This window comes from Dorea sp. AGR2135 (assembly GCF_000420885.1).
Classification (GTDB): Bacteria; Bacillota; Clostridia; order Lachnospirales; family Lachnospiraceae; genus Dorea; species Dorea formicigenerans.
Genome location: NZ_ATVU01000013.1, coordinates 1 through 25,043, shown reverse-complemented (window position 1 = coordinate 25,043; position 25,043 = coordinate 1). Strand labels below are relative to the sequence as shown.

At 39.9% G+C, this 25,043-nt stretch carries 30 protein-coding genes; 13 read left to right on the top strand and 17 right to left on the bottom strand.

Annotated features, from left to right (window positions below; all coding sequences use genetic code 11):
* Positions 1–69 precede the first annotated feature (69 nt).
* From G593_RS0109530 to G593_RS0109495, 8 genes are all read left to right on the top strand, one after another.
* Complete coding sequence (locus tag G593_RS0109530; protein WP_003061368.1) at positions 70–468, top strand: conjugal transfer protein; 399 nt, start codon at positions 70–72, stop codon at positions 466–468.
* Positions 446–2,896, top strand: a complete 2,451-nt coding sequence (locus G593_RS0109525) for an ATP-binding protein (protein ID WP_029731543.1) — start codon at positions 446–448, stop codon at positions 2,894–2,896. Before G593_RS0109530 ends, G593_RS0109525 begins: the two co-directional genes overlap by 23 nt.
* Positions 2,896–5,106 carry a CD3337/EF1877 family mobilome membrane protein gene (locus G593_RS0109520; protein ID WP_029731542.1) on the top strand — a complete coding sequence of 737 codons (2,211 nt, stop codon included), beginning with the start codon at positions 2,896–2,898 and terminating at the stop codon, positions 5,104–5,106. Before G593_RS0109525 ends, G593_RS0109520 begins: the two co-directional genes overlap by 1 nt.
* Positions 5,103–6,110 carry a C40 family peptidase gene (locus G593_RS0109515; RefSeq protein ID WP_029731540.1) on the top strand — a complete coding sequence of 336 codons (1,008 nt, stop codon included), beginning with the start codon at positions 5,103–5,105 and terminating at the stop codon, positions 6,108–6,110. The genes G593_RS0109520 and G593_RS0109515 overlap by 4 nt, the downstream gene beginning before the upstream one ends.
* Before the next feature lie 16 nt (positions 6,111–6,126).
* Positions 6,127–7,029, top strand: a complete 903-nt coding sequence (locus tag G593_RS0109510; RefSeq protein ID WP_029731539.1) for a conjugal transfer protein — start codon at positions 6,127–6,129, stop codon at positions 7,027–7,029.
* Between the two features lie 102 nt (positions 7,030–7,131).
* Positions 7,132–7,539 (top strand): hypothetical protein, encoded by a 408-nt coding sequence (locus G593_RS0109505; protein ID WP_029731538.1) that lies wholly within the window; start codon positions 7,132–7,134, stop codon positions 7,537–7,539.
* Between the two features lie 6 nt (positions 7,540–7,545).
* On the top strand, positions 7,546–7,752 hold the full coding sequence (locus G593_RS0109500) for a helix-turn-helix transcriptional regulator (protein WP_029731537.1): 207 nt from the start codon (positions 7,546–7,548) through the stop codon (positions 7,750–7,752).
* A gap of 15 nt (positions 7,753–7,767) precedes the next feature.
* On the top strand, positions 7,768–7,992 hold the full coding sequence (locus tag G593_RS0109495) for a hypothetical protein (protein WP_029731536.1): 225 nt from the start codon (positions 7,768–7,770) through the stop codon (positions 7,990–7,992).
* A 99-nt stretch (positions 7,993–8,091) separates the two neighbouring features.
* On the opposite strand, the gene G593_RS0109490 is transcribed toward G593_RS0109495, so the two are convergent.
* The gene (locus G593_RS0109490; protein ID WP_029731535.1) at positions 8,092–9,006 is read right to left on the bottom strand and encodes an IS3 family transposase; all 915 of its coding nucleotides are present in this window, start codon (positions 9,004–9,006) and stop codon (positions 8,092–8,094) included.
* Complete coding sequence (locus G593_RS0109485) at positions 9,003–9,287, bottom strand: transposase (RefSeq protein WP_029731534.1); 285 nt, start codon at positions 9,285–9,287, stop codon at positions 9,003–9,005. The genes G593_RS0109490 and G593_RS0109485 overlap by 4 nt, the downstream gene beginning before the upstream one ends.
* A 328-nt stretch (positions 9,288–9,615) precedes the next feature.
* Here G593_RS0109485 and G593_RS0109480 point away from each other — a divergent pair, with 328 nt between their 5' ends.
* The 4 genes from G593_RS0109480 to G593_RS0109460 all read left to right on the top strand — a co-directional run bounded on the left by G593_RS0109480 (position 9,616) and on the right by G593_RS0109460 (position 12,512).
* Positions 9,616–10,044, top strand: coding sequence for an RNA polymerase sigma factor (locus tag G593_RS0109480; protein WP_029731533.1), 429 nt, complete (start codon positions 9,616–9,618; stop codon positions 10,042–10,044).
* The gene (locus tag G593_RS0109475; RefSeq protein ID WP_029731532.1) at positions 10,037–10,276 is read left to right on the top strand and encodes a helix-turn-helix domain-containing protein; all 240 of its coding nucleotides are present in this window, start codon (positions 10,037–10,039) and stop codon (positions 10,274–10,276) included. The genes G593_RS0109480 and G593_RS0109475 overlap by 8 nt, the downstream gene beginning before the upstream one ends.
* A gap of 405 nt (positions 10,277–10,681) precedes the next feature.
* Positions 10,682–10,813, top strand: coding sequence for a hypothetical protein (locus G593_RS21120; RefSeq protein WP_255348526.1), 132 nt, complete (start codon positions 10,682–10,684; stop codon positions 10,811–10,813).
* A gap of 70 nt (positions 10,814–10,883) precedes the next feature.
* On the top strand, positions 10,884–12,512 hold the full coding sequence (locus tag G593_RS0109460) for a recombinase family protein (RefSeq protein ID WP_029731531.1): 1,629 nt from the start codon (positions 10,884–10,886) through the stop codon (positions 12,510–12,512).
* Between the two features lie 57 nt (positions 12,513–12,569).
* Here the strand turns inward: G593_RS0109460 and G593_RS0109455 are convergent, their stop codons facing one another.
* From G593_RS0109455 to G593_RS0109400, 10 genes are all read right to left on the bottom strand, one after another.
* A complete protein-coding gene (locus tag G593_RS0109455) occupies positions 12,570–12,824 on the bottom strand; it encodes a hypothetical protein (RefSeq protein WP_330360829.1) in 255 nt (84 codons plus the stop codon).
* 108 nt (positions 12,825–12,932) lie between these two features.
* Complete coding sequence (locus G593_RS0109450; RefSeq protein ID WP_005341001.1) at positions 12,933–13,862, bottom strand: ABC transporter ATP-binding protein; 930 nt, start codon at positions 13,860–13,862, stop codon at positions 12,933–12,935.
* The gene (locus tag G593_RS0109445; protein ID WP_005341002.1) at positions 13,834–15,531 is read right to left on the bottom strand and encodes an ABC transporter permease; all 1,698 of its coding nucleotides are present in this window, start codon (positions 15,529–15,531) and stop codon (positions 13,834–13,836) included. Before G593_RS0109445 ends, G593_RS0109450 begins: the two co-directional genes overlap by 29 nt.
* Complete coding sequence (locus tag G593_RS0109440) at positions 15,521–16,600, bottom strand: ABC transporter substrate-binding protein (RefSeq protein ID WP_029731529.1); 1,080 nt, start codon at positions 16,598–16,600, stop codon at positions 15,521–15,523. Before G593_RS0109440 ends, G593_RS0109445 begins: the two co-directional genes overlap by 11 nt.
* A gap of 203 nt (positions 16,601–16,803) precedes the next feature.
* Positions 16,804–17,349: a Uma2 family endonuclease gene (locus G593_RS0109430; RefSeq protein ID WP_005341004.1), complete on the bottom strand. Its 546-nt coding sequence runs from the start codon at positions 17,347–17,349 to the stop codon at positions 16,804–16,806.
* A 178-nt stretch (positions 17,350–17,527) separates the two neighbouring features.
* A complete protein-coding gene (locus tag G593_RS0109425; RefSeq protein WP_005341008.1) occupies positions 17,528–18,757 on the bottom strand; it encodes a pyridoxal-phosphate-dependent aminotransferase family protein in 1,230 nt (409 codons plus the stop codon).
* Positions 18,758–19,042: 285 nt separating this feature from the next.
* Positions 19,043–19,795 carry an exodeoxyribonuclease III gene (locus tag G593_RS0109415; RefSeq protein WP_005330547.1) on the bottom strand — a complete coding sequence of 251 codons (753 nt, stop codon included), beginning with the start codon at positions 19,793–19,795 and terminating at the stop codon, positions 19,043–19,045.
* 61 nt (positions 19,796–19,856) lie between these two features.
* On the bottom strand, positions 19,857–20,591 hold the full coding sequence (gene truA, locus G593_RS0109410) for a tRNA pseudouridine(38-40) synthase TruA (RefSeq protein ID WP_005330545.1): 735 nt from the start codon (positions 20,589–20,591) through the stop codon (positions 19,857–19,859).
* Positions 20,588–21,049 carry a transcriptional regulator NrdR gene (nrdR, locus tag G593_RS0109405; protein WP_005330544.1) on the bottom strand — a complete coding sequence of 154 codons (462 nt, stop codon included), beginning with the start codon at positions 21,047–21,049 and terminating at the stop codon, positions 20,588–20,590. Before nrdR ends, truA begins: the two co-directional genes overlap by 4 nt.
* A 108-nt stretch (positions 21,050–21,157) precedes the next feature.
* Positions 21,158–21,397 carry a YlmC/YmxH family sporulation protein gene (locus G593_RS0109400; protein WP_022278453.1) on the bottom strand — a complete coding sequence of 80 codons (240 nt, stop codon included), beginning with the start codon at positions 21,395–21,397 and terminating at the stop codon, positions 21,158–21,160.
* Positions 21,398–21,738: 341 nt separating this feature from the next.
* Here G593_RS0109400 and arcC point away from each other — a divergent pair, with 341 nt between their 5' ends.
* Positions 21,739–22,668 carry a carbamate kinase gene (gene arcC / locus G593_RS0109395; protein WP_029731527.1) on the top strand — a complete coding sequence of 310 codons (930 nt, stop codon included), beginning with the start codon at positions 21,739–21,741 and terminating at the stop codon, positions 22,666–22,668.
* Between the two features lie 96 nt (positions 22,669–22,764).
* Here the strand turns inward: arcC and G593_RS0109390 are convergent, their stop codons facing one another.
* The 5 genes from G593_RS0109390 to G593_RS0109370 form a co-directional block, all read right to left on the bottom strand.
* The gene (locus tag G593_RS0109390) at positions 22,765–23,409 is read right to left on the bottom strand and encodes an adenylyltransferase/cytidyltransferase family protein (protein WP_029731526.1); all 645 of its coding nucleotides are present in this window, start codon (positions 23,407–23,409) and stop codon (positions 22,765–22,767) included.
* A gap of 19 nt (positions 23,410–23,428) precedes the next feature.
* Positions 23,429–23,740, bottom strand: coding sequence for a thioredoxin (trxA, locus tag G593_RS0109385; RefSeq protein ID WP_005341012.1), 312 nt, complete (start codon positions 23,738–23,740; stop codon positions 23,429–23,431).
* Positions 23,741–23,843: 103 nt separating this feature from the next.
* The gene (locus G593_RS21265) at positions 23,844–24,032 is read right to left on the bottom strand and encodes a hypothetical protein (RefSeq protein ID WP_029731524.1); all 189 of its coding nucleotides are present in this window, start codon (positions 24,030–24,032) and stop codon (positions 23,844–23,846) included.
* Positions 24,007–24,486 (bottom strand): NUDIX hydrolase, encoded by a 480-nt coding sequence (locus G593_RS0109375; RefSeq protein WP_005341014.1) that lies wholly within the window; start codon positions 24,484–24,486, stop codon positions 24,007–24,009. Before G593_RS0109375 ends, G593_RS21265 begins: the two co-directional genes overlap by 26 nt.
* Before the next feature lie 177 nt (positions 24,487–24,663).
* On the bottom strand, positions 24,664–25,043 hold a 380-nt coding region (locus G593_RS0109370; RefSeq protein WP_029731523.1), incomplete at its 5' end, for an RNA-guided endonuclease InsQ/TnpB family protein.

Genomic DNA, 25,043 nt, shown 5'->3' with positions numbered 1-25,043 from the left:
TTTAAGGGACAGTCTGAAACATGGCTGTCCTTTTCTCTTTGAAGAGCTTACGAAAGGAGCTGAAAGAACTTGAAAAAGATTAAATCTTATACGGGTATCTGGAACGTGGAAAAAGTCTTGTATGCAATCAATGACTTTAACTTACCCTTTCCCGTTACTTTTACACAGATTACATGGTTTGTGATTACGGAATTTATCATCATTCTGTTTGGGGATATTCCCCCACTTTCCATGATTGAGGGAGCATTTCTCAAATACTTCGGTATTCCCGTTGCTCTCACTTGGTTTATGTCGCAGAAAACCTTTGACGGAAAGAAGCCGTACAGCTTTTTGAAATCACAGATAACCTATGCCCTGCGACCGAAAATCACTTATGCAGGAAAAGCCGTAAAACTGCATAAGCAGATACTCAATGAAACAATCACGGCAGTAAGGAGTGTGAACTATGTTCCCGATAAAATATATTGACAATAACCTTGTCTGGAACAAGGACAATGAGGTGTTTGCCTATTATGAGCTGATACCGTACAACTATTCTTTCTTATCCGCAGAGCAGAAATTTATCGTGCATGACAGCTTTCGACAGCTCATTGCACAGTCCCGTGAGGGTAAAATTCATGCGTTGCAGATTGCCACAGAAAGCTCAATACGAAGTATGCAGGAGCAGTCAAAGAAACTGGTAACGGGAAAATTAAAGGAAGTTGCCTACCAGAAGATAGACGAACAGACCGAAGCGTTAGTATCTATGATTGGGGATAATCAAGTGGACTACCGCTTTTTTCTTGGCTTTAAGCTCATGGTTACGGAAGAACAGCTCAATCTGAAGAACATCAAAAAATCGGCGTGGCTGACGTTCACGGAATTTCTCCATGAAGTGAACCACACGCTGATGAATGATTTTGTTTCCATGCCGAATGATGAAATCAACCGTTACATGAAAATGGAAAAGTTACTGGAAAATAAAATCTCCCGTCGCTTTAAGGTGCGACGCTTGGAAACAAACGACTTCGGGTATCTCATAGAACATCTTTACGGTAGGGACGGTGTCGCTTATGAAGATTATGAGTATCAGTTACCAAAGAAGAAATTGAGGAGAGAAACGCAGATAAAATACTACGACCTTATCCGTCCGACAAGATGTGTGATTGAGGAAAGCCAAAGGTATTTACGCTTGGAACATGAGGACAAGGAAAGCTATGTGTCCTACTTTACCGTCAATGCGATTGTAGGCGAGCTTGATTTTCCGTCAAGTGAAATCTTCTATTTTCAGCAACAGCAATTCACATTCCCCGTTGATACTTCTATGAATGTAGAAATCGTGGAGAACCGAAAAGCACTTACCACCGTAAGAAATAAGAAAAAGGAATTGAAAGACCTTGACAATCACGCTTATCAAGCTGGAAGTGAAACCAGTTCAAATGTGGTGGACGCATTAGACAGCGTGGACGAGCTGGAAACAGACTTAGACCAGAGCAAAGAAAGTATGTATAAGCTCTCTTATGTAGTGCGTGTATCGGCTGATGATTTGGACGAATTAAAACGCCGTTGTGATGAAGTCAAAGACTTTTACGACGACCTCAATGTAAAGCTGGTGCGTCCTGCTGGGGATATGCTGGGGCTTCATTCTGAATTTCTTCCAGCCAGCAAGCGATATATCAATGATTATGTGCAGTATGTAAAATCAGACTTCTTGGCTGGGCTGGGCTTTGGAGCGACCCAGCAGTTAGGAGAAACTACGGGTATCTATATGGGATATTCCGTTGATACGGGAAGAAATGTGTACCTGCAACCGTCTTTAGCTTCGCAGGGTGTAAAAGGTACAGTTACCAACGCTTTAGCTTCTGCTTTTGTCGGTTCGCTTGGCGGTGGTAAGTCGTTCTGCAATAATCTTCTGGTGTATTATTCGGTTCTCTTTGGGGGACAAGCGGTTATCTTAGACCCAAAATCAGAGCGTGGCAACTGGAAAGAAACGCTCCCAGAAATCGCCCATGAAATCAATATCGTAAATCTTACCAGCGACAAGGACAATGCAGGACTTCTTGACCCGTTTGTGATTATGAAGAATGAAAAAGACGCTGAAAGTCTGGCAATCGACATCTTAACATTCCTTACGGGTATTTCTTCTAGGGACGGCGAAAAATTCCCCGTACTTCGTAAAGCGGTTCGCTCCGTTACCCAAAGCGACAGTCGGGGCTTGCTCCATGTGATAGACGAGCTACGCCGTGAAGATACGCTAGTATCAAGAAATATCGCAGACCATATCGACAGCTTCACGGACTACGATTTTGCACACCTGCTGTTTTCAGACGGTACGGTAGAAAATGCTATCAGTCTGGATAATCAGCTCAACATCATTCAAGTAGCCGACCTTGTGTTGCCAGATAAGGACACGACCTTTGAGGAATACACGACCATTGAATTGTTGTCTGTGTCTATGCTGATTGTGATTAGTACCTTTGCCCTTGATTTTATCCATTCGAACAGAAGTATTTTTAAGATTGTCGATTTAGACGAAGCGTGGGCGTTTTTAAATGTGGCACAAGGAGAAACCTTATCAAATAAGCTGGTGCGTGCTGGACGGGCTATGCAGGCAGGCGTATATTTTGTTACACAATCCTCTGGGGACGTGTCAAAGGAAAGTCTGAAAAACAATATCGGTTTGAAGTTTGCCTTTAGAAGCACGGATATTAACGAGATAAAGCAGACCTTAGAATTTTTCGGTATCGACAAGGACGACGAGAACAACCAGAAACGCTTGCGTGATTTGGAGAACGGACAATGCTTATTGCAGGACTTATACGGGCGTGTCGGTGTGGTGCAGATACACCCAGTCTTTGAAGAACTGCTACACGCCTTTGATACCAGACCGCCCGTACAGAGAAATGAGGTGGAGTGATGAAAGAAAGGATAAAAGGTGCGTTCACAAAAAAGAAGATTTTCCACTTTCTCAAAATGGCTCTGTTTGTCGTGGCACTCTCCCTTATCCTGCTTTCACTTCTGGGGACGGTGGCTCATGCGACGGGGCTTGTGGACGATACCATAAACGCAGAAAATCTTTACTCAAAATATCCGCTGTCTAACTACCAGCTTGATTTTTATGTAGATAATAGCTGGTCATGGTTGCCGTGGAACTGGCTGGACGGGATTGGAAAATCGGTGCAGTACGGGCTTTACTGTATTACCAACTTTGTCTGGACGATAAGCCTTTATTTAAGCAATGCAACGGGTTATGTGGTGCAGGAAGCCTATAAACTTGATTTTATTAACGATATGGCAGACAGTATCGGAAAGAGCATACAGACCTTAGCAGGCGTAACACAGAACGGCTTTTCTTCTACGGGCTTCTATGTCGGTTTCCTGCTTCTCATTATCTTGGTGGTGGGGCTTTATGTAGCCTATACGGGACTGATAAAACGGGAAACCAGCAAGGCACTTCACGCTGTTATCAACTTTGTGGTGGTGTTCGTGCTGTCCGCTTCCTTTATTGCCTACGCTCCCGACTATATCAAGAAGATAAATGAATTTTCATCAGACATCAGTACCGCTTCACTTGACTTGGGAACAAAAATCATGCTCCCCAATTCTGACAGCGTGGGCAAGGACAGCGTGGACTTGATACGGGACAGCCTATTTTCTATTCAAGTGGAACAGCCGTGGCTACTTCTGCAATTCGGGAACAGCAACGCAGAGGAAATCGGGACAGACCGTGTGGAAGCTCTCGTATCGGCAAGCCCAGAGGACGAGGACGGAAAGACCAGAGAGGAAGTCGTGAAAACAGAAATCGAGGACAACGACAACAACAATCTGACGATACCACAGGTGGTAAACCGTTTAGGTATGGTGTTCTTCCTGCTGTTCTTCAACTTAGGTATCACGATATTTGTATTCTTGCTTACGGGCATGATGTTGTTCAGCCAGATACTTTTTATTATTTTTGCAATGTTTTTACCTATCAGCTTTCTACTTTCCATGATACCGAGCTATGAAAGCATGGCAAAGCAGGCAATCGTGAGGGTATTTAATACCATAATGACACGGGCAGGAATAACGCTCATTGTAACGGTGGCGTTCAGCATTTCCAGTATGTTTTATAACATCTCCACAGATTACCCGTTTTTCATGGTGGCGTTCTTGCAGATAGTGTGTTTCGCTGGTATTTATATGAAGCTGGGCGATTTAATGAGTATGTTCTCACTTAATGCTAACGACAGTCAGAGCATGGGACGACGCATATTCCGCAGACCGTATCTGTTTATGCGTCATAGAGCTAGGCGTATGGAACACCGTATTGCAAGGGCGGTAAGTGCTGGCGGTATTTCGGGCGGTGTGGCTGGTGCGGTGGTTGGAAGTACCGTTGCTGGCAAACGGGCAGAAAGAAAAAATACGGCTTCTAAAGAAAATCGGGGCAATACCACTTCCAGCATGGGACAGCGTGCAGGCTCAAAGGTCGGTGCTGTCTTAGATACGAAAAATAAAGTCAAGGACAAGGCTAACGCTGTCAAAGAAAACATCAAGGATATGCCGACACAGACCGCTTATGCGGTGTATTCCGCAAAGGAAAAAGCAAAGTCCAGCGTGTCCGACTTCAAGCGTGGCATGGTGCAGGAACAGCAGTCCAGACAGACGGGACGCTTGGAAAGGCAGGAACAGCATAGACAAAATATCGCTGACAAGCGTATGGAGCTTCAAAAGGCACAAGAAGCAAGGCAGGCACAGCGAAAGGCTGACGGATCAGCGACAACGGGAGCTACCCGTCCCCATGAGCGACCAGCCACAGCTTCAACCATTCCAAAGCCGAGTGTGGAAAAAATGCAGGAAGTGAAACGCCCTGCCACAGCGACCACTTCAAAGATAAGTGAGCCAGTCAAGACAAATGTTATCAAAGAGCGTCCGTTATCTTCTGGTGCTTCTGATAGAAAAGCGACCCAGCCTGCACAGCAAGTACATAGGCAGAATGTAGAAAAAGTGGTATCGCAGGAAACACGCCAGAATTACAAAGCAGAGCGTACTACAAAGACACAGACCTTTGAACAATCAAAGCGTACAACAGAACATACCGAAAAGAACCGTAGTCTTGTAACGAAGAAAGGACAGAAGAAAAAATGAAACTGAAACATATCGCTATTATCGGCAGTCTGTTTCCTATCCTCTTTTCTCTGGTGCTTTTCTTTGGGGTGTTGATTAGTGCGGACAGCGACGACGAGAACAGCAACTTTTCTTCTGGCATTGCGGGTATGAATTTATCCGCAGAAGTCTTGAAACATCAGCCTATGGTGGAAAAATACGCCAGAGAAAACGGTATCTCCGAGTATGTCAATGTGCTACTGGCTATCATTCAAGTAGAAAGTGGCGGTACGGCAGAAGATGTCATGCAAAGTTCAGAAAGTCTTGGTTTACCGCCTAACTCTTTAGATACGGAAAGCTCAATCAAGCAGGGGTGTAAGTATTTTGCGTCCCTGCTTTCTTCCTGCAAAAATCAAGGTATCGACGATTTGAATGTAGCGATACAGTCCTATAACTATGGCGGTGGCTATGTGGGATATGTGGCAGGAAAAGGAAAGAAACATACATACAATCTTGCAGAGAGCTTCGCCCGTGAAAAATCGGGTGGAAAGAAAGTAACCTACACCAACCCGATAGCCGTTGCGAAGAACGGGGGTTGGCGGTATCAGTATGGCAATCAATTTTACGTCGAATTAGTCAATCAGTATTTGACTGTTCCGCAGGTATCGGGAGAGCTGGCACAAAAGGTAATGAATGAAGCGTTAAAATATCAAGGCTGGAAATATGTGTATGGCGGTAGCAATCCCAACACTTCTTTTGACTGTTCGGGACTGACGCAATGGTGTTATGGAAAAGCTGGTATCTCCTTACCGAGAACGGCACAAGCCCAGTATGACGCTACCCAACATCTTCCACTTTCGCAGGCAAAGGCGGGGGACTTGGTGTTTTTCCATTCTACCTATAACGCTGGTACTTATGTAACGCACGTTGCAATTTATGTAGGGAATAACCAGATGTACCATGCAGGCGACCCGATAGGATATGCAGACCTAAGCAGTAGTTATTGGCAACAGCACTTAATCGGTGCAGGACGAGTAAAACAATAGAAAGGACTTGAAAAATATGTTTAAGAAGAATAAGAAATCGACTGAAAATGTCAAAGAAAAAAAGGTGCGTACTGTCAAGGTAGGCACACATAAGAAAACCGTGATTGCGTTGTGGGTGGTGCTTATCGCAAGCGTGAGTTTCGGGGTGTATAAGAATTTTACCGCTATCGACCAGCACACCACCCATGAAAAAGAAATCATTGAGCTTCGCTTGCAGGACACCAACGGGATAGAAAATTTCGTGAAGAACTTTGCGAAGTCTTATTACACATGGAATAACAGCAAAGAAGCGATTGAAGCAAGGACGCAAGCAATCAGCGGTTATCTGACAAAGGAATTGCAAGACTTGAATGTGGATACAATCAGAACGGATATACCGACCAGCTCCACAGTTACAGATGTGATTGTATGGCATATTGAGCAATCGGGAACGGACACTTTTTCTGCTACCTACGAAGTAGATCAGCAGATAAAAGAGGGAGAACAGATAAGCAATGTCAAGGCAACCTATACGGTAAAAGTCCATGTGGATGCTGACGGGGATATGGTAATCGTTCAGAACCCTACCCTTGCACCAGCAATCGAAAAATCAGATTATGAGCCAAAGACACCAGAAGCAGACGCAAGTGTAGACGCTGATACCTTCAATGACGCTACCGCATTTCTGGAAACATTCTTTAAGCTCTACCCGACCGCAACGGAAAAGGAACTTGCTTACTATGTGGCAGGAAATGTCCTTGAACCTATCGGCAGGGACTACCTTTATTCTGAACTGGTAAACCCTATCTTTACAAAGGACGGGGACAATGTGAAAGTCAAGGTAGCTGTGAAATTCCTTGATAATCAGACAAAAGCAACTTTAGTTTCACAGTATGAGCTTGTGCTACATAAGGATAGTAACTGGAAGATTGTGGGATAAAAGAAAGTTAAAAATATTTCACATTTTCTATTGACTTCTGTTTAGCTGAGTGATATATTTATAACATCAAAGTTAGAAATAATTCACACGGAGGTATTAACTATGAAAACTAAGAAAAAAGAAACAAATTTAAGAGCATGGATGTTTTTTAAAATCACACCAGCAGTATTACTTTTAATTTATTACTGGTTATGTACAGTAGATGGGTATAATCCTATTTTTAGATATATTCATGCTTCTACCCTTGTACTTGCAGGCGGACTTGTTTTGTGGCAAATCTCTTACGCAAAGAAAAATGACATATTTGACGAGTTTGGTCTTGAAAACTTAAAGACAACTGACTCTATTTGTTTAAAAGTTGCCTTTGTGCTAATGACGATTGCTACTCTTGCTTGCGTGTTTGCCGATTTTGCAGGAATTATTGCAGGATATTTTGTTGTTGGAGGCATTGTATTATTGGCGATTATAAGAGCAATTATTTTTACTGTTATTGACAAGAAAGGAATGTAATTGCTTATGTTAAAAACAAAAATCAAAGAATATAGGGAAAAAGCAGGACTAAAGCAAAATGAATTAGCTGAACTTGTTTCCGCAAGGCGAGAAACTATTGTACATCTTGAGGGTGGAAGATATAATCCGTCATTAAAACTAGCTATGGATATAGCCAAAGTATTTCATGTAACTGTCGAAGAATTATTTGAATTTGTAGACGAGGAAAAGTGAATATAGAGGATTATTATGATAGGATTAAAAAAACGTGATATTAAAAAAGCATTGAAAGCTGGTGCAAAAGCTGGCGGTGTATCATTGGCTGATGTTCGTGCGGATATTGAAGCGACGATTGATGAAGCTATGAACAGTACAGACCCAGCGGTGCAGGCAAATTTCAAAAAGTATTTTGGAAATAAACGCCCTACGCCAGAAGAATATATTTACAAGATTACAAAAAAGACAAAAGTGTAATAAAAATTAAGTGCTGTAAGGGGGCTTGTATTATGGAAAGTTTTAAGCATTGGTCCTATGTCAAGATTTAGTACAAGTTAAAATGAGGTTTTCCTCATCTTAACTTACTAAGGTTAATTCGTCCCGCTGGAACTTATAATACAGTTCTTCGTATTCATTCGGCGACATGTAATTGCAATGACTATGAATTCGCTTTGTATTATAAAATGCTTCCAAATATTCGAATACCAGTCGATATGCATGATCGTAATCACGAATTTTAAAACGATTCAACCATTCGCGCTTAATCAAAGAATGGAACGATTCAATACATGCATTATCCCATGGATAAGCCTTTTTAGAATAGCTGCATTGCATATCGGCGGTAACACGTCTGTATTCTTTGGATACATATTGGCTGCCACGGTCTGAATGCAAAATTAAAGGCTCTTCAATGTTGCGTCTTGCTTTTGCTTTATTTATAGTTTCAATCACGCAGGATACTTCCAAACTTTTTGAAAGTGTCCACGCAATGATTTTCCTGGAATATAAATCCATAATGCTGGTCAAATAGACAAATCCGTCTATTGTCCAAATATAGGTAATATCAGAACACCAAACGGCGTTCGGACGTTCTGGATTGAATTGCTCATCAAGGATATTTTGTAATTTACTACTGAAGTCAGAATCTTTTGTGGTGATTGTCCATGGTTTGATCCACTGGGCTTTAATACCCAGTTGTTTCATATATTTACCAACTGTTCGCTCAGAAATGATTTCTCCTGATTCACGTAACTTCCTGGTGATTTTCGGAGCACCATAATTCTGTTTGGATTCATCATAAATATCCTTAATGCGAGCTTTCACAGCTTCACGACGTTTGGCTGTGTTCGAAGGAACACGTTTCATCCACGCATGATAGCCAGAACGGGAAACGCCAAGATATTTCAACATTCCGGAGACAGAAACCTGGCGTCGAGCCTTGTGGGCGTTTTCTGCCTTCTCAGCAACTTCGAGATAAATGGCTTCTGTCATTTTCCCAGAATGTTGATGGCTTTTTTTAATACATCAAGTGCATCTTGTGCATCCCGTAATTCGCGTTTTAACCGTGCGATTTCTTTTGCCTCATCAGAAGCATAATTACCAGAGCCACGGCTTTCAATATCGCCTGTTTCTCGAAGTTCTTTCTGCCAACGAGACAGAGATTGGTGACTGATACCAAGATTTGAAGCACAACCTATCAATCCCAACTCCTTGTGGTCATGGTAATATTGAACCGCATCAATTTTAAATTGTTTATCATAGTGCTTTGCCATAATGAGATCCTCCTTCAGTGCATACATACATCATACCATGAAATACTGTATAAGGAATTCTCATTTTGACTTGTACTATTTATATTCTAGCACCACATAATCTTATATACTTATACACTACCTAACAGCATTTTATTAACAACTGAATATCTCACAGCTTTAATAGCTCGTACAGACTATATGTTTTGTGCGGGCTTTTTTTTGTACCCGAAAAAATTTTTTCACTTTTTTTCAAATTCATGCAACAAATCACACCTTGCTGTACAGATATGGTGCGGAAAGAGGGATAAACACTTTTCACGTCATAGCGGAAAGGGGGTGTGATGATATGAAACCGTCGGACTTCCAAAAGACAATACAATGTCAATTTGACTGCAAGCTCAAACGTGTAGTGAAAGGCATTGTCCGTAATTATCGCAAAGAATTAAAGCGGCGAAGAAATAAGGAAATTTCTTATTGTGAACTTCCGGAAATCGTCGTGGAAAAGCTGGCAGTCTGGGACGAATACGAAAGCGATTATACCGCCTTTGATGTATGTGGTATTGAGGTTCGTGTCCTTGATGATGATTTAGCAGAAGCAATTAAGTATCTGCCTGTAAAAGACAGAGAAATCTTATTGATGTATTTCTTCTTAGATATGAGTGATACAGAAATCGGTAAAAAATTAAAGATTAACCGTTCAACGTCGTTCCGCAGTAGGAAGAACTCACTTGAAGAAATCAAGAAAAAATTAAAGGAGAACATGAATGATGAATAACACACGCCCGTCATTTTACCTTATCTCGTCGGCTGTGGACGGCAACGTAAATTCGATTGAAAAGATACTGGCATTGTATGACCCGTACATATCAAAATGTTGTTTGCGTCCGTTCTACGACAAATATGGTAATGTCTGCATAGTCGTAGACATGGAATTAAAAGGACGTATCAGAGAAGCACTTATCAAAATGATTTTGGACTTTGATATTCCTTTAGAAACCGAAAAATAACAAGCAGTAACCGCAGAGCATGATTTGTTCAATCCCCTCTTTCCTGCTCTGCCTCTGCTTATACATGAAAGCAACACGCTTTCGCCACAGTCCTGTTTCTGGATACGTTTGTGAGATAGCGAGCCACGGGGACTGTACGCCACGACCTTTCCAAAAGAAAGCGAGCGACCCGTATAGTGATCCGAGAGCGACTGTTGGAAAAGTCGTTTTGCCATGACCTATCTTCACAGAATAATGATACGTCCGCATGGTGCGGTTCTGCCCACAAGAATGGGAATAGTTGAGATACTAACGGAGCTTTCCAAAGCCGTCTGTCTGCTTCTATAACATTGTGAAAAATACGCATATTGGATAAGCCTATGTGCGTATGTTGAGAATAGATAGCTGGTTAAGGGGGTTGATAACTTGGCTAAAAAAGAACCTGCACAATATATCGTGGAACGGGAATTTTTAGGTAAATTTTCCGTAGAAGAATTACTTGTCCGTATCGTGAAATCTCATGTAAAAAAAGGCATATCAAGAGGGCAAAACCTTTGAAAACAATGGAAAGAAGCCGTACTTTATGGTATAATATTATCATAGGTACGGCAGTTGAATAGGTAGAAAAATGATTTATCAAAAAGGGTCAAACTTATTTAACGTAGCTATTTATATCAGATTATCACGAGAGGACGGAGATAAGGAAGAAAGCGATAGTGTAGGAAATCAGAGAAAACTTTTAACAGAATATGTGAACAAGCATGATGACTTTATCTTATATGATGTTTACATTGACGACGGTTTTACGGGAACGAATTTCAATAGACCAGACTTTCATAGAATGATTGCTGATATTGAAGATAACAAGGTAAATTGCGTTGTTGTAAAAGACCTTTCCCGTTTCGGACGAGATTACATTGATACGGGGCGATATTTGGAAAGAATATTTCCAGAGCTTAATGTTCGTTTTATTTCTGTAACAGATAATATTGATAGTATGAAGCAGGCATACGATATGTTACTTCCTATTAAAAATATATTCAACGAACAGTATGCCAGAGATATTTCTAATAAAGTTCAAGCGACTGTAAAATCAAAGCAGAAAGCAGGAGAATTTATCGGAGCTTTCACAAGTTATGGTTATAAGAAATCTCCTGCAAATAAAAATAAACTTGTAATTGATGAATATGCGTCCGAAGTTGTAAAAAGAGTGTTTACTATGTATGCACAAGGAGTAGGAAAACAAAGCATTGCCAAAATACTAAATGCAGAGGGTATCCTTTGTCCGTCGGAATATAAAAAGCTCAACGGCGAAAACTACAAAAATTGCAACCGTTTAGAGAAAACTTCTTATTGGACGTATTCCACGATTAAAGTGATGTTACAAAATGAGCTTTATATTGGAAATATGGTACAAGGAAAGAAACATCAGCGTATGAGAAGCAAACAGCGTCCAGTTGAGAAAGAAAACTGGATAAGGGTTGAAAATACACATGAGCCGATTATAGACCGTCAACTGTGGGATAAGGTACAAAAACTGCTGACGAAAAAGCATAGGGATATTGACTTGGAAACAAATAAAAATATCTTTGCAGGTTTTATCAAGTGTGGCGATTGTGGTCGGGCAATGATGAAAAATTTCTGGCGACGTGCTGACGGAAGCAAGTCCTATTCATTTTATTGTGGAACTTACAAAAGAAGTGGAAAAGATTATTGCACTCCGCATACGCTCCCGTTTCAAGTATTGAATGATATTGTGCTGGGAGATTTAAAGCAGATTATCCGCAATGTAGAGAATTTGCAGGAACTTGTAAAATCACAATCTTTCACAGCAACAAAAATCAGAAAATCAACCGACATAGAACTGACAAAGTTAAAAACAGAGCTTGAAAGAGTGAAGAAGCTGAAAAAGTCAATTTATGAAGATTACAAAGACGAACTGATTTCTAAAGAAGAATTTCTTTCTTATCGAGAGGACTATCAACAAAAAGAAAAGCTTTACTCCAAACAGATTGAAACGCTGGAAGAAAAGAAAAAAGAAAATGTAACAGAAGATGTTTTTGAAACACCGTGGTTAAGGCGGTTGTTGGAACTGAAAGACATTGAAGAATTAGACAGAGATATTATTGTGGAAATGATAGACCAGATAACAGTTTATGAAAACCGCAAACTTAAAATCTCATACAACTTCGGAAATGAGCTGGAACATTTATTTTCAAGCGTTTACTGTGAGGACTTGGAGAAAAAGGCTATCTAATCTCAATACATTTCTACTCCCCATATATACTGGGGAATACATACCATATTTGCGCAATCAACAACCAGCACATGCCGCATCAAATGAGAGCGCAACCTTCTTTTCATCAGTCTGGACACAGTAAATCGGAAGTTCTTTCCCATTGACATTGCTTGAAACCTTGACAATTCCTGATATGTACCTACATGAACCTATCAATGCTACTGCAACCACACATGTAAAAATCCCACGAGTCAACCATTTCTTATTCCATTTCTTTTGAATACGCTTGCAATTGATACTTATTTTCTCAAGTTTTATTAACTTTCTCATAAAAAACTCCGGAACATCTGCCTTTATAACAGTATATGTTCCGGAGTAAATCATATATTCTTCTATAAGAATCTTTATTTTTTGATAAATTATATCCTTTTTAATCTTCTATTTAACTTGAAGCTGAATTTCTTTTCCTACTTCCTTTTTTACCCCTCTATCCGTTCTTACAATGATGGTTTCATGGGTTTCTGTTTCAACACAATATTGTCGGTAAAATCCTAAAAACTCTTCCTGCTTTACAATTCCTTTTACAGTACCATTATCCACAAATTCGAGTTCTTCTGGTCTACAACATATATGGTTTCCTCGCATATCGGTAAACTGATTCGATATTCCCAAGAAATCTCTTGCGAAATCATTTTGTGGATGCAAATACACTTCTTCCGGTCTTCCGATTTGGACAAGTTTACCCTGATCCATAATAGCAATCTTGTCACCAAGTACCATTGCTTCTTCTTGGTCATGGGTTACAAAAACCATTGTAATCTCATACTTTTTTTGAATTTCCCGAATTTCTTCACGCATCTTGACTCGAAGTTTCGCATCCAAATTACTAAGTGGCTCGTCTAAAAGAAGTACCTTCGGCTTTGTAATTAACGATCTGACTAATGCAACTCTTTGCTGTTGTCCACCAGATATTTCGCCAATTGAAAATCCTGCATATTCTTCCATATCCACGATTTTCAAATACTCCATCCCCATTTCTCTGGCTTTCTTTTTTTTAATTCCCTGAAATTTTAATCCATATATTACATTTTCCAAAACCGTCATATGCGGAAATAATGCATATGACTGGAAAACAGTTGATACTGGGCGCTTTTCTGGATCTAGTTCAGTAATATCATGTCCATCAATCAAAATCTGCCCCTTATCCGCCTTTAAGAAACCACTAATCATTTTAAGCGTTGTCGTCTTTCCACAACCTGATGCTCCTAACAAACATAACAGCTCTCCTTTAGGAAGCGAAAGTGATAAATCTTTTACTACTTCTTTTTCACCAAAACTTTTACTTACATTTTTCAGTTCTAAATACACGTTTTCTTCTTCCTTTCCAAGCAACAAGTATTGAAAATATCACATTTACAGTAATTGTAATAGCAATAATAAATGTTGCAATCATTGATGCTTCGCCATATCGCCCTGTATTAATACAGTCAAATAATGTAAATACAGCAATCTTTTGTCCTGGTGTCACCAGAAAGATTACAGCACCTGCCGTAACCATTGCACTTGTAAAATTATTAATAAATCCTGTTGCAAAAGCTTGTTTCATATTAGGAAGAATTACATCTTTCATCACCAAAAATTTGTTTGCCCCAAGATCTCTTGCTGCAGCATCAAGTTCTATGCTGATTTGTTGCAGTGAAGAAAACGAAGCCTTTGTTGTAATGGACATCTGCTTATAAATCATATTTAACACAACAATAGCTGCTGTTCCGGTAAACTTTAACGGACTATGATTGAATGCAAGAATATAACCAATTCCAAAGCAACTTCCCGGAAGCATATATGGTAATGTAATAATAAAATCTAGCACTCCTCCTAATTTTATTTTTCTTCTTTCAATATAGTAAGAAAGCAACATTCCAATCACACTTCCTACTATTGCAACAATCAACGCATATTCCACACTTCGTACAAAAGTGTCCATATCTCGTTCAAGCAATGCTTTTAAATACATGGTTGTAAATGTAATTTTGCCTCGCAGATTTCTACTGAAACTATTCAAGAAAATAGATCCATATTCCAGCGCCATCATAACAAAAAAGAAACCTGCTCCCAGCCATACAACAATTGCCGACATACCTCGTAGTCTGAAAGTATTTCCAGCCTCAATCGTCTTATTGCTATTTCCATCAATAACTTTTTCATTTTTCTTCATCAAATAACGGTATAATACAAATACAATAATTGTAGGAACAAGAAGCAATACATTAAGCGCAGCACTTTTGTCCAATCTAGAATAGCCAATGACCTGCATATATATTTCTGTTGAAACTGTTTCAAAGCGGCCTCCAATTACTACTGGAGTTCCAAAATCAGCAATTGAGCGGATAAAGGAAAGCAAATAACAACTTAAAAGTATTGGGCGCAACAACGGTACTACTATTCTCCATAAAGTGTAGCCCGATGATGCTCCTAAATCAAAAGATGCCCTGACCAATGACATGTCCATTTTCTTCAGCATTCCAAGAATCATAAGTGCATTTAATGAAGCAAAAAATAGAGTCTGCATAACAACAACCCCAAGCCAGCCATATGGATTCAATGACAAGCCTAAAATTCCTTTTGTAATCAATCCATTTCTTCCAAATAATTGAATGTATGCCAGCGATGCAATAAATGGCGGGGAGACCATACTAATCAATAAAATTGTCTCCAGGACTTTTCCCATTTTCTTTCCAGCTGCCCACACACAAATTGCTACAAGAAGTCCTGCAATCGTAGAAAAAAATGCTGATAAATTTCCGACAAATACACTATTTTTTACTAACACCAGATTATCACTGAAAATACTTTTATAAACTTCCGTTGAAAATCCTTCTGTTCCTGCGAAGCTCTGCTTCACCATACAAAGAAGCGGATAAAGAATAAATATCAATACTCCGGCTACCAGTATTGCCAATATAAAATAATCTAATATATTATAAAAATGGGCATCATATAATGATGCCCGTTTTTTTATAGGTTTTCTATTGTTCACCTTTATCTCCCATCAAAGTACTCCACTTGTCAAGAATTTCTGTTCTTTCTGATCCAAATAATGACAGATCCTCTTTCATAAGCTGGCTCTCGTCAAAATTCAGTTCCAGTCCCTTCAAGCTTGGTTTTACAAGAAGGCATGTATTATTCTTGTCAATACCAGCCATCATTTTCATGTTCTCATCATCAGAGAAGAACCACTCGATAAATGCTTTTGCTGCCTCTGTGTTCTCTGCATTTGCAAATGCTGCAACACCTTCTGGGACATATGGCATTCCATCTTCAGGATAGATAACATCAACATCTGCCTGTTCTTTTAACTCATCAAGTGTACCATTGATATATGTGATACCAATACCAACTTCTCCTGCTGCCGTCTTAGTACTTGGATCTGAACCACGTTTTGAATAATAATCTACATTCTTATTAAGTGCTTCAAAATACTTCCAACCTTCGTCCTGTCCTTTTGTCTGAAGAAGTGCATTTACTACTGCATAGTTTGTTCCTGAGATAGCCAGATTAGACATCAGTACCTCTCCCTGATACTCTTCCTTTGTGAGATCATCCCATGTCTTCGGAGCTTCCAGTCCTTTTTCTTTTAAAATATCATTGTTTACAATAAATCCTACTACAGTAACACCTTTAGAGAACCAGTAATTATCACTATCCTTAAAGTCTGGTGAAAGTTCATCTGCCGCATCAAAATCTACTTTTTCAAGAAGATTATTATCTTTTGCGTCCATAAATGCGTCAATTCCGCCACCAAACCAAAGGTCTGCTGCTGGCGTTCCACCTTCTGCTTTCAATTTTGATAATACCTCTCCGGAAGACATAGAAATAAATTCTACTTTAGGTCCAACTTCTTCAGTAAACTTATCAAATAATGGCTGATAAGCATCTCCAGTTGTAACAACTTTCAAAGTACCATCAAGCTTTTTGGTACTTTTTTCTTCTGTCTTAGTTTCTTTTTTTGTAGACTCTTCTTTTTTGTCTGAACTGCTGCAGGCAACCATACCAAATGTCATGGCTACTACAAGAAGAAGAGCTGCAAATTTCTTCATTCTTTTCATAATACTTTTTCCTCTTTCTTTTTTGTTGTATTTTTGAATATTTTAGCACTCATAATCAGCTTTTTCAAATTGCTTTTCTCTATAATCATCATATGCATATAGATATTTTATATATATAATTACTATTTTCAACCTACGAAAAAACTCCGGAACATCTGCCTTTATAACAGTATATGTTCCGGAGTAAATCATATATTCTACACTTATCTCTGAATATTTGATAAATTAATTGTAAGCTTGCCTTGATATATTCCTGCAGGTATATCTTCTGAAAATGTGTACTCCTGCATGGTATCTTCTTCAAAATTATATACAGTAATTCTATTTTTCAATGAATCTACAATCCAATATTCCCTAACCCCTGCGGTACGGTACTTAAACAACTTTATCATGTAATCCATTCTCTGACTGCTTGGCGATACAATTTCAATCACCCAGTCCGGTGCCCCATTGCACCCTTTATCGTCCAACTTATCCGGATTGCAAATCACAGATATATCCGGCTCTACATAATTCTTGTCATCTTCATTCAGAAAAACAGCAAACGGCGCTAAATATACACCGCAAGAGCCCTTATTACTATCAATATAATTATATATTGCTGTACTTAATGCTATTAATATTCTTTGATGAGCTGCTGACGGCGGTGCCATGTCATATATTTTTCCCTCAATCAGTTCTGCACGTTCTCCGGCTGGTAATGCATATATATCTTTTATTGTGTAAATGTCCTCTTTCAATAACGGCATATTGTATTGCTCCTTTCCTGTAAATCCTTATGTCACATTATAACATGTTATGTTTTAATTATCTATACTTTTAGTATAAATAAATATTAAATTATTATTACACATGCAATTAAAAATGCCTCTGGCAATCAATTCACCAAGAGGCATTTATCTGTCATATATTTTTCAATATCATTATTTATTTCTCAGCATTTTTGTATACTTCCATAGCTGCTGCCACACCTTCGCCTGTAGCAATCTTAACATGATTCTGAAGCATAACTGCTTCAAGAGCACCAAGAAGTATCAGAATATTTCTCTTCTGGCTTGAATATCCCATGTTACCAATTCTTAAAATCTTGCCGTCCAGTGGTCCGAATGATGTTGCAATTTCGATTCCGAACTCGTTGAGAAGTGTTCCACGGATTACCTTTCCGTCTACTCCTTCCGGAATATTGATTGCTGTTACAACCGGCATCTTGTGCTCGATATCTCCGAAAATGCTAAGACCCATTGCATTCAGACCAGCACACAGAGCCTTGTCATTAAGGCTGTGTCTTGCCCATCTTGCTTCCAGAGTCTCGTCCACGATACAGCGGAGTGCTTCATGTACTGCATACTGCATACTTGTAGCCTCTGTATGATGGTTCAGACGTCTTGGACTCCAGTAATCCTCAAGCTGTGCAAGATCCAGATAGTTGCTTGGGATTCCTGCAAGTGAACCATTTACATCATCTGCTGTACGGATTCCTTTCTCTACTTTCTTTCTCTTCTTAACAATCTCTTCAATCTGCTCATTGTATGTGATCAGTGCAGAACCTGAAGGTGCTGAAATACATTTCTGTGTACCGGAGATACATGCGGATAACTTCCAGTCGTCAACGTGTACCTCTGCTCCGCCAAGTGTTGCAACTGCATCTACAATCAGAAGTGCACCATATTTCTCACAGATTTCACCAATCTCTTTCAATGGCTGCATCATAGATGTAGAAGTCTCACCGTGGATAAATGCAACGGCTTTGTAGCTGTCTTTCTTTAATGCCTCTTCAATCTCTTCCGGCTCGAATACAGTTCCCCATTCTCTCTCAAGAAGTGTGATATCTGCTCCACATCTCTCCAGAATCTCTGCAAGCAGATATCCAAAACGTCCGAATGCAGGAATCAAAACTTTGTCTCCCGGACAGATTGCTCCTGTCAGAACTGTCTCAAGACCTCCTCTTGATGTGGTATCTACAAGATATGTCATTTTATTTTGTGTCTGGAACACATAGCGCTCCATCTCCATTGTCTCATTCATAAGTGCTGTAAATTCCGGATCGAACTGTCCGAGAATGTGTGCGCCCATTGCGCGAAGTACGCGAGGATCTGCTTCAACTGGTCCCGGTGTCATAAGTGTACGTGGTGATGGATTAATCTCTTTAAATTTCATGTCTGTCATCCTCTCTTTTCATGTGTTGTTTCTGTTATTTTTTCCTGTTTTTTTCTTAGAAATCCATTGGAAAGATGCTTTTATACATTCTTCCGGAAGCATCTGATATTGGAAATTTTATTCCTGATATCGAAAAAAGAGGTGCAAAAAACCAATAAGCTTGTTCCACCATTGGATTTTTCAACCTCTTTTTAATGACATTATTATACCCACAAAATCCCTATATTTCAAGAGAAAATGCGATTTTGATAGTTAAAATCCAAAACCGCATTTTAAAATTTAAAGTTACTTTATATCCAATTCCACCGGGCAATGATCTGATCCCATAATATCTGTCAGTATCTTCGCGTCTTCCAGTCTGTCTTTCAGACTCTCGGATACACAGAAATAGTCAATTCTCCAACCTGCATTCTTGGCTCTTGCACTAAATCTGTAAGACCACCAGGAGTAGATACCTGTCTGCTCCGGATAAAAATACCGGAATGTATCTACAAATCCGGCATTCAGAAGCTCTGTGAATTTCTGACGCTCTTCATCGGTAAATCCGGCATTTTTCCGATTCGTCTTTGGATTCTTCAGATCAATCTCTGTGTGCGCTACATTCAGATCACCGCAGAAAATAACCGGCTTTGTCTCTTCCAGCTTTTTCAAGTATGTAAGAAAATCTTCCTCCCATTTCATACGATAATCCAGTCTTGCAAGCTCGCTCTGGGAGTTTGGTGTATACACGGTAATAAAGTAAAAATCTTCAAACTCCAATGTGATCACACGCCCTTCCTGGTCGTGCTCCTCGATTCCAAGTCCGTAGCTTACGCTGATTGGTTCCTGCTTGGTAAATATTGCTGTCCCCGAATAACCTTTTTTCTTCGCATAATTCCAGTACTGATGATATCCCGGTGTGTCCAGTTCAAGCTGTCCTTCCTGCATCTTCGTCTCCTGAATGCAGAAAATGTCTGCGTCCGTCTCCTGAAAAAAATCCATAAATCCTTTTCCGGCACATGCACGGATACCATTTACATTCCATGATATAAATTTCATTTTAGTCTCCTGTGTTCTTGTCTTCTATTTTTTTCCATTTTCAAAATTGACAGTAACGGCATTAGTAATACACTTTTCTTAAAAACAGACCCCTTGCCGGTGCCAGAAATCCTGCCAGGCTTCTGTCTTCTGCTGCAATGACGACCGGAATCATAGAGGCTTCACGCTCTCCTGTTCCGACCTCCAGAAGTGTGCCTGTCATAATCCGGACCATATGATACATAAACCCGGTTCCATAATAAGTAATACGGAGCTTTTCTCCATTACTTACAATTTTAATGTTGGTAACCCTGCGGACTGGATCCTTATTCTCACTGTCATCCGTAAAGCTTGTAAAATTCTTCGGTCCGATCATATAATCTGCTGCCTCGCGCATTGCTTCGATATCCAGCTTATGTGGATAATGATAGCAATATCTTCTGGAAAATACATCTGGTTTTTCTCTGCAGTCAATATAATATTCGTACTTCTTGCCTTTTGCACTTTTTCTCGCATGGAACCCATTTTTCATCAGTTCCACTTTCATGATCCGGATATCTTCCGGTAAATATCTGTTAATGGAATCCTTCAATTCCTTTACATCGTAAAGCTTGGAGAGCTGTACGCTTGCAACCTGTCCACGTGCGTGAACCCCTGCGTCAGTTCTCCCGGAGCCATCTACACGGACTCTGTATCCGACCAGTTTTCCAATGCTCCACTCTAATATATGCTGAATTGTATTATCTGTCGTCGCCTGTCTCTGCCACCCCTGATAGCGGGTGCCATCATAAGAAATTGTTAATTTGTATGTTCTCATTTTTCTTCCTTATCTAATATCTTCTTTAGCTCGTCCATAAAAGTATTCACATCTTTAAATTCACGGTATACAGATGCAAATCTCACATATGCTACTTCATCCAGGTCTTTCAGTTCGTCCATGACAAGTTCGCCGACCACACTGCTCGGAATTTCCTTTTCTTCCAGACTGAATACCTTTGTCTCTATATTGTTCACCGCCTGCTGGATCTTCTCTGTCGGCACCGGACGCTTGTAGCATGCCCGGATAATTCCGTTTTCAATCTTCTGACGGCTGTACTGTTCTCTGTTGTTATCTTTTTTTATAATTATAAGAGGGATTGTCTCTATCTTTTCATAAGTTGTAAAACGCTTCCCACATATATCGCAGGCACGTCTTCTTCGAATGGAGCTTCCGTCCTCTGCAGGTCTGGAATCAATTACTTTTGTGTCAGGATTTCCACAATATGGACATTTCATATTCTTTCGCGCTCCTTTTCCTAATCTTTCCTTATTAGTATATCTTGTGGCGTACGAGAAGTCAAACCACTATTACTCCCATTTCCCGGACTTTTTCTTAAATTTTTCTTATTTTTTCTCATGCATTTCTACCAGTATGACATCTGGTCCGATTTTGCAAATGCATTTGTAAGGAATGATATATTCGGAGCCGTCACAGAAGAAGTTACAGAACTTTGATGTCTTTGGAATAATGATTGCTTCGATCTGTCCACATTTTTCGTCAAAGACAAAATCTACAATGTAGCCTAATTTTTTACCGTCACAGGCGTTGATGACTTCTTTTCCTTGAAAATCGTTCAGGCGCATATTCATCCTCCACATATATTTTTATTCAAGAATGCCTCGGCATTCTTGCTGCGAGGTGCGCGTCATGCAATTGCATGACATACTTCTACTGCGCACCTCTGCAATCCTGCCGGAGGCTATATCAGCTGGGGGATTGACTCCCACCACTGATACCAGCTTGTTTCTCACCACCTATAGAGGTGGGAGCCATCTCCCAGCTAATATAATATATGCAGTAAGAATGTCGAGGTCCTTCATGGATTTATGCATTGTTTTTTCTTCAAGAATCACTTAAAATCTTGCCAATTTTAACCCACTCATGTATGATTAAAGGTAGAATACTTTTAGCAGGAGGCTATACTATGAAGAAACGAGTTGTTGTCGCTCTGGGACACCGGGCACTTGGAACAACATTGCCGGAACAGTTAGAGGCAGTGAAAAAATCAGCGAAAGTAATTGCCGATCTCATCCAGAACGGATATCAAGTAGCTATTACACACAGTAATGCACCTCAGGTCGGAATGATACATACCGCATTGAATGAGTTTGCAAAGCAGCATGAAGATTATACAGCAGCACCTATGTGTATCTGTTCAGCTATGAGTCAGGGATATATCGGTTATGATCTCCAGAACAGCATTCGCGAAGAGCTTTTAGACCGTGGGATTTTCCGCACAGTCAGTACCATTCTTACCAGTGTTGTTGTGGATCCTTATGATGAGGCATTCTATACACCAACCAAAGTTCTCGGCCGTTATCTGAATGCAGAAGAAGCTAATCTGGAGCGGAAAAAGGGAAATTATATCGTGGAAGAGCCGGGAAAGGGATTCCGTCGAATCGTATCTGCACCGAATCCAGTCAGCATTGTCGAGATTGATGCGATCAAAGCCCTGTTAGATGCAGATCAGGTTGTTATCGCATGTGGCGGTGGGGGAATTCCGGTACTTGAGCAGGACAATCATCTTAAAGGAGCCAGCGCTGTTATTGAAAAAGATCTGACTGCCGGTAAGATGGCAGAAGAGACAGATGCTGATATGTTGATCATTCTGACAAGTGTTGAGAAAGTTAAGATCCATATGGGACGTGCCGATGAAAAAGACCTTGGCGAAATTACAGTCGATCAGGCTAAAAAATATATGGAAGAAGGACATTTTGGAGTTTACAACATGCTCCCGAAATTCAATGCTTCCGTAAACTTTGTAGCAGGCAGAGAAGGCAGAAGTGCACTCATCACTTCTTACGATAAATTAAACGAGGCGCTGGAAGGAAAGACCGGAACAGTGATTCGTTAGATTTCATCTTGAATTTAAAAATGTTTTAAAAGAAAAGTATGGTTGATAACAAAAATCTCTCTCAATTGTTATCAGCCATACTTTTTGTCTATTCCTTTAATCCATATCCTGGGATTCCATCATTTCGAGACGTTCCACTGCCTCTGCAATGTTCATCTGTTCAATGACCTTTTTTTCTTCAATCCTCATAAGTTCCAGACGCTTTACACGCTTGTCCAGTTCATTTTCTGTCAGATAATGATACACACTTTTGGGAACAAACTGTTTCCACTCCTGATCTGTGGCGATAAGCTCTCGTATTTTTGATCCAGTAATTCCTTTCTCTTCTTCCGTTTTTCTCCAAAGAATATTCACATCCAGGTCAAGGCTTCGTAAAATCTTGTACTTTTCCTCATCCCAGGCATCAAACATTCCTACATAGTATACTGCTTCTTTTGGTGTATACTGTGTGATATACTCCGGCATGCTGATCGGGAATGGAATAAAATCATACTCTTTCGCAGGCACATTAAATTCTTCCATTGCACCACGGATCATTTCACACCGCTCAAAATAGGTCAATGGATTCCCTGCTTTCGTTCCTCTGTTCTCATCATGCACCGTATCCCGCGTGTGAGCTCCATCCGGATTCGTGATTCCAATATATAATTTGTCGCAGTGCATCTTTGCTGCAAGAATATACTCCATATGTTTCAGGTGAAGCACCTGAAATCTTCCATTTACAATTCCCGTTCTTGTCATTTGTATACCCGTTTCCTTTTTATTTCCCAATTAAATGTAATACTTCTTCTTTACTGATCAGTCCAAGCTGCTTTCCTGTCACTTCTCCGTTTTCAAATACAACAAGCATCGGAATGGACACAACCTTATACTGTCTTGCAAGATCCATGCACTGGTCTACGTCCACTTTGCAAATCTTTACGTCATCTACTTCTACTGCCACTTCTTCAATAACCGGTCCCAGCATCTGACATGGTCCGCACCAGCCGGCCCAGAAATCAACCAGTACCTTTCCTTCTGCTTTCAATACTTCTTGTTCAAATGTATCTCCTGTTACATGTACAACTGCCATATATGCTTACCTTCCTTTCATCTATTCATTATCTGCACAGATTCATTTTTTATAACTGCATCTTTGTGCAGCCTGTCTGTACTATATTTTCTCTGACTTCATCTTAACGGCCGACACTTACTCTGTCAAGGTATTTCCCGACCATTCGAAATTCATCTTCGTAAATACAGTTCGGCATCGTGCCGTCATGAACTTTCTGCCTGCACTCCTCGTAATCCATCCAGCGCACCGCTTCCACTTCTTCTTTCAGCTCGCGAATGTCTGACTCAAAAAAGCTCCATTGGCTTTCCATTCAACACTGCTGACACCAGTGTATCATGACCATCATAGACAAGCTTCAGTGAGAAGAATGGCTCTTCATCTGCAAGAAGCCGTAAAAATATCCGGTCGCCTTCCCAGATATTTAGTTTCAACACGTCCTCTTTTTTCACCCATTCCAGTTCACCTTCATCGCATGCTATGGATTTTCCTTCGAATTCATCAGCAGTAAACAGATGCATATACTCTGTCACACCATTTCCGGATACAAATGTCACAATCCCACGGAACCGATAAGAAGTCAACGTATATCCTGTCTCCTCTTTCACTTCACGAAGCACACACTCTTCCGGACTTTCATCTGCTTCAAAATGTCCGCCCACACCGATCCATTTATCCTTATTCACATCATTTTTCTTCACTGTACGGTGAAGCATTAGATATTGCCCATCTTTTTCTATATAACATAAAGTACTAAGTGATGTCATTATTGGTTTCCGTTACTGAAAACTTATAAAAAGTTATAAACTCCCATGTTTCATTCCTACTTCAACGAGTATGCTTTTGATGATATAAATATCTATCTACTCACAAGTTCTTGTACTCTCCATAGGCGTAAATTCCGAACTAACGTATCCGTACATATTTGCATTAACGTTTCAGTGTTAGCTTGCAAATCGTTCTCCATAGGCCTTAAGATTTATAGATGCCTGGAAATCTCTGTCAATCATATTCCCACATTCACATCTATAAACCCTGTCAGATAACTTCAAATCTTTTTTGATGTTTCCACAGCAGCTGCAAAGCTTTGATGATGGATAAAACCGTTCAGCCATAATAAGCTGGATCCCTTTATCATTGCATTTGTATTCAAGCTGTTTTCTAAACCCAAAAAATCCTTGTTCCTGTACTGCTTTGGATAAATGTCTATTTTTCATCATTCCACTGACATTCAGATCTTCAATACAAATAAATCTTGGCTTTCGATTTACGATCTCAGATATGGTCTGATTCAAATAGTTTTTACGGATGTTTGTTAATCTGT